This is a genomic window from Streptomyces guryensis, assembly GCF_021261325.1.
Lineage (GTDB): Bacteria > Actinomycetota > Actinomycetes > Streptomycetales > Streptomycetaceae > Streptomyces > Streptomyces guryensis.
In genome coordinates this window covers 211,863-227,709 of sequence record NZ_JAJSBI010000002.1, presented here as the reverse complement: position 1 = coordinate 227,709, position 15,847 = coordinate 211,863, and the positions used below count along the sequence as shown (strand labels likewise).

Genomic DNA, 15,847 nt, shown 5'->3' with positions numbered 1-15,847 from the left:
TTCTCCGCCCGTGTCCCACCTGTCGTGAACCGGATCTTTCACCGACCTGACTGGTTTACGACCCCCAGGCGCCCGCCGACGGAACGTTACGTCGGCGGGCGCTGTCCATACACAGATACCCTTGACACGTGACCGACGCCCAAGAGACCGCAGCAGACAGCTCACTGCGAACCACCGGAGGCGCCCCTCCGGAAGACGGCGGAACATCTGTTACGGGGGCGCCGAAAGCGGAGTCGAGCCCAGAACCCGGCCCAGAACCCGGCCCGGAACCGATCCCTTTGCTCGAGCCGCGCGAGGGCATTCCGCCCGTGATCGCCGACGCGGACGCGCTCGCCGAGGTGGTCGCCGCCTTCGCCGCCGGTTCCGGCCCCGTGGCCGTCGACGCGGAACGCGCGTCCGGCTACCGCTACGGCCAGCGCGCCTATCTCGTCCAGCTGCGCCGTGAGGGCGCCGGGACCGCGCTGATCGACCCCGTGGCCTGTCCCGATCTGTCGGCGCTCGGTGAGGCGCTCTCCGGCGTCGAGTGGGTGCTGCACGCGGCCACGCAGGACCTGCCGTGTCTGCGCGAGATAGGCATGGTGCCGACGCGGCTGTTCGACACCGAGCTCGCAGGACGCATCGCCGGGTTCCCCAGGGTCGGCCTCGGCGCCATGGTCGAGAACGTCCTCGGCTTCGTCCTCGAAAAGGGCCACTCCGCCGTCGACTGGTCGACCCGCCCGCTGCCCGAGCCGTGGCTGCGCTACGCCGCGCTGGACGTCGAGCTCCTGGTGGATCTGCGCGACGCGCTGGAGAAGGAGCTGGACCGGCAGGGCAAGCTGGAGTGGGCCCACCAGGAGTTCGACGCGATCGCCTCGGCTCCTCCGCCGGAGCCCCGCAAGGACCCCTGGCGGCGTACGTCCGGCATGCACAAGGTCCGGCGGCGCCGGCAGCTCGCCGTGGTGCGGGAGCTGTGGCAGACGCGGGACCGGATCGCCCAGCGGCGGGACGTGTCGCCGGGGAAGGTGCTCGGGGACGCCGCCATCGTGGAGGCGGCGCTCTCCCTTCCGGGCAATGTGCACGCGCTGGCCGCCCTGAACGGGTTCGGCAACCGGATGGGGCGGCGGCAGCTGGAGCAGTGGCAGGCAGCGGTGGATCGTGCGAAGGCGCTGGCGGAGGCGCAGTTGCCGGCGCCCGGGCAGCCGGTGACCGGGCCCCCGCCGCCGCGGGCGTGGGCCGACAAGGACCCGGCTGCCGCGGCTCGCCTGTCGGCGGCCCGGGCGGCGGTGTCCGCCCTGGCCGAGCAGCTGAACATGCCTCAGGAGAATCTGATCACGCCGGACACGGTGCGGCGGGTCTGCTGGGAGCCGCCGAAGGTCGTCGAAGCGGATTCGGTCGGTGCGGCGCTTTCCGGGTTCGGGGCGCGGCCCTGGCAGGTCGAGCAGGTGACGCCGGTGCTGGTCTCCGCGTTGTCCGCCCAGTGACGCGGCCTCAACGGGTCGCCCCTCTCGTGAAGCCGTTGTAGATGTAGCGCTGCAGGCACAGGAAGACGATCAGCGTCGGCAGGATGACCAGAATTGCTCCTGCCGAGATCGTTTCCCAGTGGGCGCCGAACGGGCCCTTGAAGCGGAACAGGGATGTCGAGATCACGCCAAGATCCTGGGACGGCATGTAGAGGAAGGGGATGTAGAAGTCGTTGTAGACGGTGATCCCCTTCACGATCACCACGGTGGCGATCGCCGGTTTCAGGAGCGGAAAGATGATCTTGCGGTAGATCGTGAAGGCGTTGGCCCCGTCGATACGGGCCGCCTCGTCGAGCGAGGCCGGGATGGATCGTACGAACTGCAGGAAGATGTAGATCGAGACGATGTCCGTGCCCATGTAGAGCGCGATCGGCGCCCAGAGGGTGTTGAACATTCCGAAGCTGTTGACGATCTGGAAGGTCGCCACCTGGGTGGTGACGCCGGGGACCAGCGCGGCCAGCAGGAAGAGCGCCACCACCAGCTTCCTGAAGCGGAAGGTGAAGCGGTCGATGGCGTACGCCGTCATCGAGCCGATGAGGACCGTGCCGCCGATGGCGAAGACCAGGATGAAGGCCGTGTTGCCGAAGGCCGAGAGCATCCGGCCGTCCTGGAACGCCGTCACGTAGTTGTGGAAGTTGAGCGGGTCGTCGGGGAGCGTGAGGGCTCCGCTTTCGTTCGCCATCTCCTTGTCGGACTTGAGGGAGGTGAGGAACACGACGCCGAGCGGGAGCAGGACGACCACGGACACGGCGATCAGCGACAGGTACATCAGGGTGCGGGCGACCGCTCGGCGTGTCATACGAGGTCCACTCCCTTGTCGACGGAGTCCGGTACGAGGCGGCGCTGCAGCCAGGTCACCGCAAGGATGATCAGCAGCAGTACGACCGCGGCCGCCGAGGCGAGCCCCGTCTTGTTGAACTGGAAGGCCAGCTTCACGGTCTGGATCACGAAGGTCTCGGTGCCCGTCGCGCCGCCGGTCATGATGTACGGGATCTCGAAGGCCGACAGGGAGCCCGAGATGGACAGGATCACGGTCAGGGCGAGGACCGGCCGGATGCCCGGCGCGATGATGTGGCGGAACTGCTGCCAGCGGTTCGCGCCGTCCAGTTCGGCGGCCTCGTACAGGTCCCCCGGGATGGACTGGATGGCGCCCAGGAACAGGACGAAGTTCAGGCCCGTGTAGCGCCAGACCGAGACGCCCGCGAGGGAGACGTTGGCGGACACGGGGGTGCCGAGCCAGGCGTGGTCCGAGTGGAGGCCGAGCAGGCTCAGCACCGAATCGAGGGTGCCGCCGTCCTGGAAGAAGTAGAGGAAGACGAAGGCGATGGCCACCCCGTTGATCAGGTACGGGAAGAAGAGCAGGCCCTTGAAGAAGTTGCGGAAGCGGACGTTGAAGCTCAGGATCGTCGCGAAGTAGAGGGCCGCGGCGATCTGCACGGCGGAAGCGGCCAGGTAGTAGCCGCTGACCCAGAACACCTCGAAGAGCTCGGGGCGGGTGAGGAGTTCGGCGTAGTTGTGGGCGCCCGTGTAGTGCAGTTCGGGGCTCACCCCGTCCCAGTCGGTGAAGCTGTAGGCGACCATGTTGGCGATCGGCGCGTAGGTGAAGGTGACCAGCAGGGCCAGCGGGGCGATCAGGAACAGCCAGGGCGTGAGGCCCCGCCACACGCGCGTGCGGCGCGGGGCGGGGGCCGGGACGGGGACGGCGGACGGCGGCCCGGCGGCGGCCCGGACGGCCGCCTGGTGGGTGGTGTCCGTCATCAGGACCCCACGGTCTTCTGCGCCTCGGTCCACTTCTTGCCGAGGCCCGCGAGGAAGTCGTCCAGGCTGCCCTTCCGCGCGCCGCGCGCGAGGTCGACCAGGTCCTGGCGGTAGTCGGGCTTGTAGATGCCGACCTCCGACTGGTCGTCGATCTCCTTGACCTGGGCACCCTTTGCGTCGCTGACCTCGATGAACTTCACGCCCTGGTCCTCGTACGGCTTCAGGACGGACGGCAGGGGTGCCGACTTGAGCGGCGAGATCGCCAGGTTGTCCTTGTCGTAGCCGGACTTGTCGGTGAACCAGTCGATCCAGGCGCGGGCCGCCTCCTTGTGCTGGGAGTTGATGTTGACGGCCTGGCTGTAGTCGGGGCTCACGACTGCGCAGAACCTTCCGCCCGCTTGGGCCGGGAACGGCATGAAGCCGATGTCGTCGGGGCTCACCCCGGCCTTCCTGGCGGCGTCCTGGAACTGGATGATCGCCCAGGTGCCGAGCCACTGCGTAGCGATCTTCCCCTTGGCCAACTGGGGCTTGGACAGCTCCCAGTTGGTGGTCGCCGGGTCCTTCTCGGCCAGGCCCTGGTGGACGATGTCGTAGAGGAGCGTGTCGCCGACCCGGAGGTCGGAGCCCATCGCCCAGGGGTCGCCCTCGGCCAGCTTGGTGGTGGCCTGGGTGTCGCAGCTGGGCGAGCCGTTGACGTACGTCCAGGAGGTGAGCGGCCACTGGGCGGCGAAGTTGGTGTAGTAGGGCGTCGCGTCGGTCTTCGACTTGATGGCCTTGAGGTCGCTGAGGAACTCGGCAGGGGTGGTGGGCCACTTGCTGACCCCGGCTTCCCGCCAGACCTTCTTGTTGTAGACGAAGCCCGGGGACACCCCGATCGGGCTCTGGCCGTAGACCTTGCCGTCGACCGTGGTGAAGTCGGTGAAGCGGTACTTCTTACTGCGTTCGGCCTGGGTGCCCAGGGAGGCGAAGAACTTCGGGTAGTCGTTCTTCTTGATGACCGCGGGGATGAGGAGGACGTCGCCGTAGTCCTTCGTGTTCATGCGGATCTTGACGTCGGCCTCGTAGTCGGTGAGGGCCTCGAACTCGACCTTGACCTTCGGATACGTCTTGTTGAACTCGGCGGCGTACTTCTTCATCGTGCCGTCCTGCACCAGGTCGGTGCGCTGGGTGAGGACCTTGATGGTGCCGCTCACCTTTGACGGGTCGTCAGACGCCGGGGCCTCCGCGCCCTTCGAGGTGCCTCCGGTGCCGGTGCATCCGGCGAGCAGGAGGGCGGTTCCGGCGGCGAGGGCGAGGACTGTACGGCGGTTCATGTGCATCAGCTCCGTTCACTGTTCATGGGACGGACGAGCACGAGCGGGGTTGGCTGATTCGGTACTCTGACAACGTTTTCTTAACCGGTAAAGTCCCAATCGCGCCAACGCTGCCGAAAGTTTTCCGAGCACTGGGCTGGAACGGTTTAGGGAGTGTGCATGCTGGAGGCGACACCGCTCAGCGAGGGATGGGTCCTGCGGCACGGGGAGGCTGCACTTCCGGCCGTCGTGCCGGGTTGTGTGCACACCGACCTGATGGCGGCGGGGGTGATCCCGGACCCCTTCCTCGGGCGGAACGAGACCGAGGTCGCGTGGGTCGGGCGCCGGGAGTGGACGTATGAGACGGACCTCCGGGCGGGCTCCGGGCACGAGCAGTCCGACCTCGTCTTCGAAGGGCTCGACACGATCGCCGAGGTCCTGGTCGACGGTCGGCTCCTGGGCCGTACGAGGAACATGCACCGCTCCTACCGTTTCGACGTGACCGGCCTCCAGGGGCGCCTCTCGGTGCGGTTCGTCTCCGCCTACGCCGAGGCCGAGGCCGTCCGCGGGCGGGTCGGGGAGCGACCCGCCGCCTATGCCGAGCCCTACCAGTACCTCCGTAAGATGGCCTGCTCCTTCGGCTGGGACTGGGGGCCGACGCTGGTGACGGCCGGACTCTGGCGGCCGGTGCGGCTGGAGCAGTGGTCGACGGCCCGGATCGCGCGGGTGCGGCCGCTGGTGACCGTCGAGGGCGGCGAGGGGGTGGTCGAGTTGCACGTCGAGGTGGAGCGGACCCGGGTCGAGGCGCCCCTCACCGTCGAGGCGACGGTCGGCGGGGTGCGGGCCCGCGCCGAGATCGACGGGACGGCGGGGGTGGTACGGCTTCGGGTGCCGGACGTACGGCTGTGGTGGCCGCGCGGGTATGGTGAACAGCCGTTGTACGACGTCGAGTTGACGCTCCGGCATGGTGGCGACGCGCTCGACGTGTGGCGGCGGCGGGTCGGCTTCCGGACCGTCGGGCTGGACACCTCGGCGGACGCGCACGGCACCGGATTCACCCTCGTCGTCAACGGCGAGCGGCTGTTCGCGCGGGGCGTCAACTGGATCCCGGACGACGTGTTCCCGTCCCGGATCACCCGCGCGCGCTACCGGGAGCGGCTGCGGCAGGCGGCCGGCGCGGGCGTCGACCTCGTACGGGTCTGGGGCGGCGGGATCTACGAGGGCGAGGACTTCTACGACGCGTGCGACGAGCTGGGGCTGCTGGTCTGGCAGGACTTCCCGTTCGCGTGCGCGGCCTACCCGGAGGAGCAGTCGCTGCGGGGCGAGGTGGAGGCCGAGGCGCGCGAGAACGTCGTACGGCTGATGCCGCATCCGTCGCTCGTGGTGTGGAACGGCAACAACGAGAACCTGTGGGGGTTCCGGGACTGGGGCTGGGAGGAGCAGCTGGGCGGGGACTCCTGGGGCGAGGGGTACTACCTCGGCGTATTGCCGCGGGTGGTGGCGGAGCTGGATCCGACGCGGGTGTACACGACCGGCAGCCCGTGGTCGGGGTCGTGGGCGCACCATCCGAACGATCCGGCGCACGGCACGCATCACTCGTGGGAGGTGTGGAACCGGACGGACTACGGCGACTACCGGCTTCAAGTGCCGCGGTTCGTCGCCGAGTTCGGGTGGCAGGCGCCGCCTGCGTACGCCACGCTGCGGCGCGCGCTGCCCGGCGAGGAGCTCGCGGCCGACTCCCCCGGCATGCTGCACCACCAGAAGGCGGACGACGGCAACGGGAAGCTGGAGCGCGGACTCGCCCGGCATTTCGCCCTGCCGGAGGGGGACTTCGACCGCTGGCACTATCTGACGCAGGTCAACCAGGCGCGGGCGGTGGCCGCCGGGATCGAGCACTGGCGGTCGCACTGGCCGGTGTGCGCGGGCACGGTGGTGTGGCAGCTCAACGACTGCTGGCCGGTGACGTCGTGGGCGGCGATCGACGGCGACGGGCGGGAGAAGCCGCTGTACCACGAGTTGCGGCGGCTGTATGCGGACCGGTTGCTGACGGTTCAGGTACGGGAGCAGGGGCTGGTGCTGGCCGTCGTCAACCAGGCGGGCGAGGCATGGACGGGGGCGGTGCGCCTTCGGCGGATGTCGGTCGAGGGGGCGGTGGCCGGGGAGGCGGCCGTGCGGTTCGAAGTGGGCCCTCGCGGCGTCGCCGAGGTGCGGGTCCCGCGGGAGCTGGTGCCGCAGGGACCCAAGGAGTTCCTGGTGGCGGACGCGGACGCCGACGGGCTGCGGGCGCTTCATTTTCCTGTGCCGGACCGTGAAGTCCCGTACCCGCGACCCGAGTTCGACGTCGTGGTGGCGCCGGGTGCGGTGACCGTGACGGCCCACACCCTCGTACGGGATCTGCTGTTGCAGGCCGACCGGCTGCAGCCCGAGGCGCGGGCCGATCGGGGGCTCGTCACGCTGCTGCCCGGGGAACGGGTCACGATCGGCGTACGCGGCTGGGAGACTCCTGATCCGGCGGCCGCACGGTCTGCCCTGTACTGCCTGGAGCCCACCCCATGACCACGTCCCGCGTCACCATCAAGGACGTCGCCGCGCGCGCCGGCGTGTCCAAGGGGGCCGTGTCGCTCGCCTTCAACCACAAGCCGGGGCTGTCGGAGGCGACCCGGGGCCGGATCTTCGAGGCGGCCAAGGAGCTGGGGTGGGCGCCGAACCTGACCGCGCGGACGCTGGCCGGGTCGCGGGTGGACGTGGTGGGACTGGCCATCTGCCGGCCGGCGCGGCTGCTGGGGCTCGAACCGTTCTACATGGAGTTCGTGTCGGGGGTGGAGAGCGTCCTCATCGAGCGGTCCTGCTCGCTGCTGCTGCGGCTCGTCCGGAACGTGGAGGAGGAGGTCGGGCTGCAGGAGGCGTGGTGGCGGGGGCGGCAGATCGGCGGGGCGATACTGGTCGACTTCCGGCTGGACGATCCTCGGGTGGCCGCGGTCGAGCGGCTCGGGATGCCGGTGGTGGCCGTGGGGCACCCCTCGCTGACGGGGGGACTGACGTCCGTGTGGACCGACGACGCGACCGCCGTGACGGAGGCCGTGCGATATCTGGCCGCGTTGGGGCACCGGCGGATCGCGCGGGTGGGGGGCGCGGCGGCGCTGGGGCACACGGCGACGCGGACGGCGGCGTTCGACGAGGCGGCGGGGGCGTTGGAACTGGCCGGGGCGTGGCAGGTGACCACCGATTACTCCGGGGAGTCGGGGGCGCGGGCGACGCGGTCCCTGCTGACCGCTGCCCCGTCCGACCGGCCGACGGCCATCGTGTACGACAACGACATCATGGCGGTGGCCGGACTTTCGGTCGCGGCGGAGATGGGGCTGACCGTGCCACGCGACGTCTCGCTGCTCGCCTGGGACGACTCGCAGTTGTGCCGGCTCACCCATCCCACACTGTCCGCGATGAGCCATGACGTGCACGGGTTCGGGGCGGATGTGGCTCGGACCCTGTTCGGGGTGATCACGGAAGAGGGGCCGGGGTCGCACCCCGTACCCACTCCGGTACTCACTCCGCGCGGCTCGACAGCTCCCCCAGGAGTGTGACGTTCGCCGCTCCACCCGTCAGGGGTGTGCAGGCACGTTACCCGCAAGTAGCATGGGCCTGAGCGCGCGCTCAGCGCTTGCGCTTGCGCCGTGCAGCAGTGCCATCCCGCATCTGGAGGAGAGCCATCGTGCCTCGTACCGTCAGGGACGTCGTCTTCGTCGACGGCGTCCGTACCCCGTTCGGCAAGGCGGGCCCGAAGGGCATCTACCACGAGACCCGCGCCGACGACCTCGTCGTGAAGGCGATCCGGGAGCTGCTGCGCCGCAACCCCGGTCTCGACCCCAAGAAGATCGACGAGGTCGCCATCGCCGCGACCACGCAGATCGGTGACCAGGGGCTCACCCTCGGTCGTACGGCCGGCATCCTCGCCGGTCTCCCGCAGTCGGTCCCCGGCTACTCCATCGACCGCATGTGCGCCGGTGCGCTGACCGCGGTCACCACCACCGCCGGCTCGATCGCCTTCGGTGCGTACGACGCCGTCATCGCCGGTGGTGTCGAGCACATGGGCCGCCACCCGATGGGTGAGGGCGTGGACCCGAACCCGCGGTTCGTGAGCGAGAAGCTGGTCGACGAGTCCGCCCTGTTCATGGGCATGACCGCGGAGAACCTGCACGACCGCTACCCCACGATCACCAAGCAGCGCGCCGACGAGTACGCCGTGCGCTCGCAGGAGAAGGCCGCCAAGGCGTACGCCAACGGCAAGATCCAGCAGGACCTGGTGCCGATCTCGGTGCGCCGGAGCAACCCGGAGGCCGGCGAGACCGGCTGGGGTCTGGTCACCGCCGACGAGCCGATGCGCCCGGGGACCACCCTGGAGAACCTGTCGGGTCTGAAGACGCCGTTCCGTGTGCACGGCCGGGTCACCGCCGGTAACGCGGCCGGTCTCAACGACGGTGCGACCGCCTCGATCATCGCGTCCGAGGACTTCGCCCGCGAGCACAACCTGCCGGTCAAGATGCGCCTCGTCTCGTACGCCTTCGCGGGCGTCGAGCCGGAGGTCATGGGCTACGGCCCGATCCCGGCGACCGAGAAGGCCCTCGCCAAGGCGGGCCTGTCGATCGAGGACATCAACCTCTTCGAGATCAACGAGGCCTTCGCCGTCCAGGTGCTCGCCTTCCTGGAGCACTACGGCATCGCGGACGACGACGCGCGCGTGAACCAGTACGGCGGCGCCATCGCGTACGGCCACCCGCTCGCCTCCTCCGGCGTCCGTCTGATGACGCAGCTGGCCCGCCAGTTCGAGGAGCAGCCGGAGGTCCGTTACGGCCTCACCACCATGTGCGTCGGCTTCGGCATGGGCGCCACGGTGATCTGGGAGAACCCGAACCACAAGGACGCCGGAGGCAACAAGTGAGCACCACCGAACTCCTGAAGGGTGCGGCCGAGCTGTTCCCCGACGAGGTCGTGACGTCCGCGCACGTACGCCACCTCGACCTGCCGTTCGGCGCCGGGCGCTTCGCGCTGATCACGCTGGACAACGGTTTCGACCACACCAAGCCGACCACCTTCGGCCCGGCCTCGCTGGCGAACCTGAACACCGCCATCGACCAGGTCGAGAAGGAGGCCTCGGCCGGCGAGATCGTCGGTGTCGGCATCACCGGCAAGCCGTTCATCTTCGCCGTCGGCGCCGACCTCAAGGGCGTCGAGCTGCTGAAGGAGCACAAGGACGCGCTCGCCATCGGCAAGGGCGGCCACGAGGTCTTCAAGCGCCTCTCCGGCATCGCGGTCCCGACCTTCGCGTACTACAACGGTGCCGCCATGGGCGGTGGCGTCGAGGTCGGTCTGCACTGCAAGTACCGGACGGTGTCGAAGGCCCTGCCCGCCTTCTCGCTCCCCGAGGTCTTCCTCGGGCTGGTCCCGGGCTGGGGCGGCTGCACGATCCTGCCGAACCTGATCGGTGCCGACAAGGCCGTCTCGGTGATCATCGAGAACAGCCTCAACCAGAACAAGCAGCTCAAGGGAGAGCAGGTCTTCGACCTCGGTATCGCGGACGCGATCTTCGAGGGCGCCGACTTCCTGGAGCAGTCCCTGATCTGGACCGCCCAGGTACTGAAGGGCGACGTCGAGGTCGAGCGTCCCGTGATCGACCGCGGTGAGGCCTGGGACCAGGCCGTCGCCAAGGGCCGCTTCATCGCGGACTCCAAGGTGCACGGCGCCGCTCCGGCCGCCTACCGCGCCCTGGACATCATCGCCGCCGCCAAGAACGGCGACCTCCAGCAGGGTTACGACGCCGAGGACAAGGCGCTCGCCGACCTGATCATGGGGGGCGAACTGCGCGCCGGCATCTACGCGTTCAACCTGGTGCAGAAGCGCGGCAAGCGTCCGGCGGGTGCGCCGGACAAGAGCCTGGCCCGCCCGGTCACCAAGGTCGGTGTCGTGGGCGCCGGTCTGATGGCCTCCCAGCTCGCCCTGCTCTTCCTGCGCCGCCTGGAGGTGCCGGTCGTGCTGACCGACATCGACCAGGAGCGCGTCGACAAGGGTGTGGGCTACGTCCACGCCGAGATCGAGAAGCTGCTCGGCAAGGGCCGTATCAACCAGGACAAGGCCAACCGCCTCAAGGCCCTGGTCACCGGTGTGCTGGACAAGGCCGAGGGCTTCGCGGACGCCGACTTCATCATCGAGGCCGTCTTCGAGGAGATCGGCGTCAAGCAGCAGGTGTTCGCGGAGGTCGAGGCGGTCGCCCCGGCGCACGCGATCCTCGCCACCAACACCTCCTCGCTGTCCGTCTCCGAGATGGCGTCGAAGCTCAAGAACCCCGAGCGGGTCGTGGGCTTCCACTTCTTCAACCCGGTCGCGATCCTCCCGCTCCTTGAGATCGTCCGCGGCGAGCAGACCGACGACGCCTCCCTGGCGACCGCCTTCGCGGTGGCCAAGAAGCTGAAGAAGACCGCGGTGCTGGTCAAGGACGCCCCGGCGTTCGTCGTGAACCGCATCCTCACCCGCTTCATGGGCGAGATCCAGAACGTCATCGACGAGGGCACCCCGGTCGAGGTGGCGGAGAAGGCGGTGGAGCCCCTGGGCCTGCCGATGTCTCCTCTCGTCCTCCTGGAGCTGGTCGGCCCCGCGATCGGTCTGCACGTCTCGGAGACCCTCAACCGGGCCTTCCCGGACCGCTTCACGGTCTCCCCGAACCTCGCGGCCGTCGTCAAGGCGGGCAAGCGCGGCTTCTACGTGTACGACAGCGGGAAGCCGGAGCTGGACCCGGAGGTCGCCGCGCTGCTGAAGCAGGGCGACTCCGTCCTCAGCGAGGAGCAGGTCCGCGACCGCGTCCTCGACGCCGTCGCCCAGGAGATCGGGCTCATGCTCGACGAGGGCGTCGTCGCCGAGGCCCAGGACATCGACCTCTGCCTGATCACGGGCGCCGGCTGGCCCTTCCACCTGGGCGGCATCACGCCGTACCTGGACCGCGAGGGTGTCTCGGAGCGCGTGAACGGCAAGAAGTTCCTGGCTCCCGGCCTGGCGTCGGTTCCGGTGTAAGCGCTCCGCTGTGAACGCCGGTGCCCTGCACGCCTACCTGGTGTGCAGGGCACCGGCGTTCGTACGCCCGTACCTGGGGGCTCCGCCCCCAGACCCCTGTCGGCCTGAACGCCTCGTCCTCAAACGCCGGACGGGCTGAAAGCGCCGTTGCTCACAGCTCCCGCCACGCCTCCAGCGCCAGCCCCTGCTCCTCCTTGCGGCGGGTGAGCAGGAGCTGTCCGGTCGACGGGGACACCGTTGCCGCCACCACGCGGCCGTCCTCGTCCACCGCGAGCGCCACCGTGGCGTCCGCGGGAAGTGCCGGGCCCGACTCGGTCCACCAGGCGCCCGCCGACTCCTGCTCGGTCGGGTACGCGGCGAAGGCGACCCGGCCGCTCGCCGAGCGCTGCGCGAGCAACGTGCAGTCGTGGCCGTCGAGTTCGCAGCGGACCGCGGAGACGGGGCCGGGTCCGGCGGACGGCAGCAGTGTGACGGGCTTGGTGCCGGGGCGCCAGGCGCACAGGTCTCCCGACTCGTCGGTGTAGAAGAGGGTCGTACCGTCCGCAGAGGTGGCCAGCGCGCGCAGGGTGTCCGGGCGGACCGGCGCCTCCATCGCCTCCTCCAGACCCGGCTCGGCGCCCGCCTCCTCCTGACGCCAGTGCAGGAGGCCGCCGGGGACGGCCGCGTACACCTCGACGCGCCCCGGCTCCCCCGTCACCGCGGCCAACTCCCCTTGTACGTCACGACCCTTGAGGTCCCGCCAGGGGTCCCAGCCGCCCTTCTCCTTCTGCGCGACCATGCTCACGCCGCCGCCGCTGTTGCGGACGAAGACATGGGCGCGCCCCTCGGCGTCCACCGCGACGGCGGGCGTACCGGTGCGGGGTCCCTTCTTGTCGGGGTGCCCGATGGGCGCCCAGTCGAGGGCGGCGAGCCGGGGCCGGAAGTGGGTGGAGTGCACGAGGCCCGCCTCGCCGGACACGGTGGGCCGCCAGGAGACCAGATGGGCGTATGCGTCGCCGCCCTGCCCGACCGCCGGTGACGGGTGCAGCTTCTGCTCGCCGCCAACTCGGTGCGCGGCCGTCCAGGGGCCGCCGGGTGAGCGTTCCGCCCGGCACCGGAGGGCCTCGTCCGTGGGGAGGTAGACACTGAGCCGGCCGTCACGGCCGCGTAGGAGCCAGTCGCCGTTCACCGCTTCACTCTAAGCGGGGCGACACGCGGGCCGGGGCCCGGCCCCCCGCGTCCTGGTACGTGCGGCAGGCCGCCGACGGGGCAGGCTGTTCTTCAGCAACTCCAGCGACAGAAGCGACAGAAGCGAGAAGGAAGCCGATCTCATGACCGACCAGCTCACCGTGGGCGTCCTCGGCACCGGCATCATGGGCGCCGCGATGGCCCGCAACCTCGTCCGCGCCGGCCACTCCGTCCGTGCCTGGAACCGCACCCGCGCCAAAGCCGAGCCGCTCGCCGCCGACGGCGCGCACATCGCCGACACGCCCGCCGGGGCGGTCCAGGGCGCCGATGTCGTCCTCACCATGCTCTACGACGGTCCCGCAGCCCTGGAGGTCATGCGCGAGGCCGCCCCCGCGCTGCGCTCCGGCGCCGCCTGGGTGCAGTCGACCACGGCCGGCATCGACGCGATCGCGGACCTGGCCGCGTTCGCGGACGAGCACGGCCTCGTCTTCTACGACGCCCCGGTGCTCGGCACCCGGCAGCCCGCGGAGGCGGGCCGGCTGACGGTGCTGGCCGCCGGGCCGGTCGATGGGCGGGCGGTGGTGGAGCCGGTCTTCGACGCGGTCGGCGCCCGCACGCTGTGGACCGGGGACGACGGCGCGGCCGGCAGCGCGACCCGGCTGAAGCTGGTCGCCAACAGCTGGGTCCTCGCCGCGACCGCGGCGACCGGCGAGGTGCTGGCCCTGTCCCAGGCCCTCGACGTCGACCCGCAGAACTTCTTCGACCTCATCGCGGACGGCCCGCTCGACATGGGCTACCTCAAGGCCAAGGCCGGCCTGGTCCTGGACGGCCGGCTGTCTCCGGCCCAGTTCGCGGTGGCCACCGCCGCCAAGGACGCCCGTCTGATCGTCGAGGCCGGTCGGCGGAACGGCGTCCGGCTGGACGTCGCCGCCGCGACCGCCGAACGCATGGAGCGGGCCGCCGCCCAGGGCCACGGCGAGGAGGACATGGCCGCCGCGTACTTCGCCAGCTTCGACGAGAAGCCGGTGGACTGAGCGGACGGCAGCGGCGGCTGTGCGAACCTTGCCGCATGACTGAGAGCGACCCCCTGCTCGTGATCGTCGACGCCGCCAACGTCGTCGGGTCGGTGCCCGACGGCTGGTGGCGTGACCGGCGGGGGGCCGCGGAACGCCTCCGCGACCGGCTCGCCTCCGACGGTCTCCCCGGCCACTCCGGTCCCGTGGAGATCATCCTGGTGGTGGAGGGGGCGGCACGCGGAGTCGAGCCGGTGCCCGGCGTCCGGGTGGAGTCGGCGCCGGGCAGCGGGGACGACCACATGGTCGACCTGGTCGCCGGGGCGGAGGGACGCCCGGTCCTGGTGGTGACCGCGGACCGGGAACTGCGGCGGAGGGTACGGGAGTTGGGTGCGGAGGTCTCGGGACCCCGTACCGTCAGGCCGGCGTGAACGCGGCGCATCAAGGGAGTTGACTACGCCTCCTCGCCGCGTGCGAGTCGGCTGTGGGAGCGGCCGTAGAGGAAGTACACGAAGAAGCCGATCACCATCCAGATGCCGAACCGGAGCCAGGTCTCGGCGGGCAGGTTCAGCATCAGCCACAGCGAGGCGCACACCGACAGGACCGGGATGACCGGGACCCACGGAGTACGGAAGGAGCGGGGCAGGTCGGGGCGGGTGTTGCGGAGGATGATCACGCCGATCGCGACGACGATGAACGCGAAGAGCGTGCCGATGTTCACCAGTTCCGCGAGTTCGCTGAGGCTGGTGAAGCCGGCGACGATCGCGATGATCACACCGAGCAGGATGGTCGGCCGGTGCGGGGTCTTGAACCGCGGGTGGACGTGCGAGAAGAAGCGCGGCAGCAGTCCGTCGCGGCTCATCGCGAAGAAGACGCGGGTCTGGCCGAGGAGCAGGATCATGCAGACCGTGGTCAGGCCGACGGCGGCGCCGAAGCTGATGAAGCCCGCGAACCAGGGGTGCCCGGTGGCCTTGAAGGCGTCGGCGAGCGGGGCGTCCACGGACAGCTTGGTGTAGTGCTCCATGCCGGTGACGACGATCGACACGGCGACGTAGAGCGTGGTGCAGATGACGAGCGAGCCCAGGATGCCGCGCGGCATGTCCCGCTGCGGGTTCCGGGTCTCCTCGGCGGCGGTGGCGACGACGTCGAAGCCGATGAAGGCGAAGAAGACGACGGAGGCGGCGGTGAAGATGCCCATCACACCGAAGTTGGAGGGTGCCCAGCCGAACATCAGCTGGATGAGCGGGGCCTTGAGACTCCCGCCCGCCTCCACCGTCTGCGACTTCGGGATGAACGGCTTGTAGTTGTCGCCCTTGACGAAGAAGAGGCCCGCGACGATCACGGTCAGGACGACGGTCACCTTGATGGCGACCACGAAGGTGGTGACGCGCGCGGAGAGCTTCGTACCGACCACCAGGATGGCGGTCAGCACCAGGACGAGGGCGGCGGCGAGGATGTCGAAGCCGAACCCGTGCGCCCCCTCCCTGCCGCTGAGCGCTTCCGGCAGGTGCCAGCCCGCGTTGTCCAGCAGCGAGGCGATGTACCCGGACCAGCCGACGGCCACCACCGCCGTCCCCAGTGCGAACTCCAGGACCAGGTCCCAGCCGATGATCCAGGCGGGCAGTTCGCCCAGGGAGGCGTACGAGAAGGTGTACGCCGAGCCGGCCACCGGGACCGTGGAGGCGAACTCGGCGTAGCAGAGGGCCGCGAGCCCGCAGGCGACACCGGCCGCGACGAACGCCAGGGCGACGGCGGGACCGGCGTTGTTCTTGGCCACCGTGCCGGTCAGGACGAAGATGCCGGTGCCGATGATGACGCCGACCCCGAAGACCGTCAGATCGAGCGCGGACAGGGATTTCCTGAGCGCGTGCTCGGGTTCCTCGGTGTCGCGGATGGACTGCTCGACCTTCTTCGTCCGGAAGAGGGTGCTGCTCACGGGCTTACCTCCCACGCTGCGTCGTCCTCGACATGATCGAGAGGGGGCGTGGTACGTATGCCCCGACGCAGGCGGATTCACGCGGATGGGCCGCTTCCGCCCACCTCGGCGGTGGTGGAAGCG

The 15,847-nt window shown here is 70.1% G+C and carries 12 protein-coding genes; 7 read left to right on the top strand and 5 right to left on the bottom strand.

The annotated features are described in order from the left end of the window. The first annotated feature begins 128 nt into the window (after positions 1-128). Positions 129-1,460 (top strand): ribonuclease D, encoded by a 1,332-nt coding sequence (locus LJ657_RS04955; RefSeq protein WP_232646981.1) that lies wholly within the window; start codon positions 129-131, stop codon positions 1,458-1,460. Between the two features lie 7 nt (positions 1,461-1,467). Here LJ657_RS04955 and LJ657_RS04950 read toward each other — a convergent pair whose 3' ends face one another. The 3 genes from LJ657_RS04950 to LJ657_RS04940 are packed head-to-tail and all read right to left on the bottom strand — an operon-like array spanning position 1,468 to position 4,570. Beyond that, complete coding sequence (locus tag LJ657_RS04950; RefSeq protein WP_232646980.1) at positions 1,468-2,298, bottom strand: carbohydrate ABC transporter permease; 831 nt, start codon at positions 2,296-2,298, stop codon at positions 1,468-1,470. Further along, a complete protein-coding gene (locus LJ657_RS04945; RefSeq protein ID WP_232646979.1) occupies positions 2,295-3,257 on the bottom strand; it encodes a carbohydrate ABC transporter permease in 963 nt (320 codons plus the stop codon). Before LJ657_RS04945 ends, LJ657_RS04950 begins: the two co-directional genes overlap by 4 nt. Further along, positions 3,257-4,570 carry an extracellular solute-binding protein gene (locus LJ657_RS04940; RefSeq protein WP_232646978.1) on the bottom strand — a complete coding sequence of 438 codons (1,314 nt, stop codon included), beginning with the start codon at positions 4,568-4,570 and terminating at the stop codon, positions 3,257-3,259. The genes LJ657_RS04945 and LJ657_RS04940 overlap by 1 nt, the downstream gene beginning before the upstream one ends. A 159-nt stretch (positions 4,571-4,729) precedes the next feature. Between LJ657_RS04940 and LJ657_RS04935 the strand changes: the two genes are divergently transcribed. The 4 genes from LJ657_RS04935 to LJ657_RS04920 all read left to right on the top strand — a co-directional run bounded on the left by LJ657_RS04935 (position 4,730) and on the right by LJ657_RS04920 (position 11,608). Next, a complete protein-coding gene (locus tag LJ657_RS04935) occupies positions 4,730-7,105 on the top strand; it encodes a glycoside hydrolase family 2 protein (protein ID WP_232646977.1) in 2,376 nt (791 codons plus the stop codon). Beyond that, positions 7,102-8,130, top strand: coding sequence for a LacI family DNA-binding transcriptional regulator (locus LJ657_RS04930; protein WP_232646976.1), 1,029 nt, complete (start codon positions 7,102-7,104; stop codon positions 8,128-8,130). The genes LJ657_RS04935 and LJ657_RS04930 overlap by 4 nt, the downstream gene beginning before the upstream one ends. A 128-nt stretch (positions 8,131-8,258) precedes the next feature. Next, positions 8,259-9,485 (top strand): thiolase family protein, encoded by a 1,227-nt coding sequence (locus LJ657_RS04925; protein WP_232646975.1) that lies wholly within the window; start codon positions 8,259-8,261, stop codon positions 9,483-9,485. Beyond that, on the top strand, positions 9,482-11,608 hold the full coding sequence (locus LJ657_RS04920) for a 3-hydroxyacyl-CoA dehydrogenase NAD-binding domain-containing protein (protein WP_232646974.1): 2,127 nt from the start codon (positions 9,482-9,484) through the stop codon (positions 11,606-11,608). The genes LJ657_RS04925 and LJ657_RS04920 overlap by 4 nt, the downstream gene beginning before the upstream one ends. Before the next feature lie 151 nt (positions 11,609-11,759). Here LJ657_RS04920 and LJ657_RS04915 read toward each other — a convergent pair whose 3' ends face one another. Next, entirely contained in the window at positions 11,760-12,776 is a 1,017-nt protein-coding gene (locus tag LJ657_RS04915; RefSeq protein ID WP_232646973.1) for a PLL family lectin, read from the bottom strand. Positions 12,777-12,918: 142 nt separating this feature from the next. Between LJ657_RS04915 and LJ657_RS04910 the strand changes: the two genes are divergently transcribed. Next, on the top strand, positions 12,919-13,809 hold the full coding sequence (locus LJ657_RS04910; protein ID WP_232646972.1) for an NAD(P)-dependent oxidoreductase: 891 nt from the start codon (positions 12,919-12,921) through the stop codon (positions 13,807-13,809). Between the two features lie 35 nt (positions 13,810-13,844). After that, on the top strand, positions 13,845-14,219 hold the full coding sequence (locus LJ657_RS04905; protein ID WP_232646971.1) for an NTP pyrophosphohydrolase: 375 nt from the start codon (positions 13,845-13,847) through the stop codon (positions 14,217-14,219). Between the two features lie 23 nt (positions 14,220-14,242). On the opposite strand, the gene LJ657_RS04900 is transcribed toward LJ657_RS04905, so the two are convergent. Continuing rightward, the gene (locus tag LJ657_RS04900) at positions 14,243-15,724 is read right to left on the bottom strand and encodes an amino acid permease (protein ID WP_232646970.1); all 1,482 of its coding nucleotides are present in this window, start codon (positions 15,722-15,724) and stop codon (positions 14,243-14,245) included. Positions 15,725-15,847: the final 123 nt, after the last annotated feature.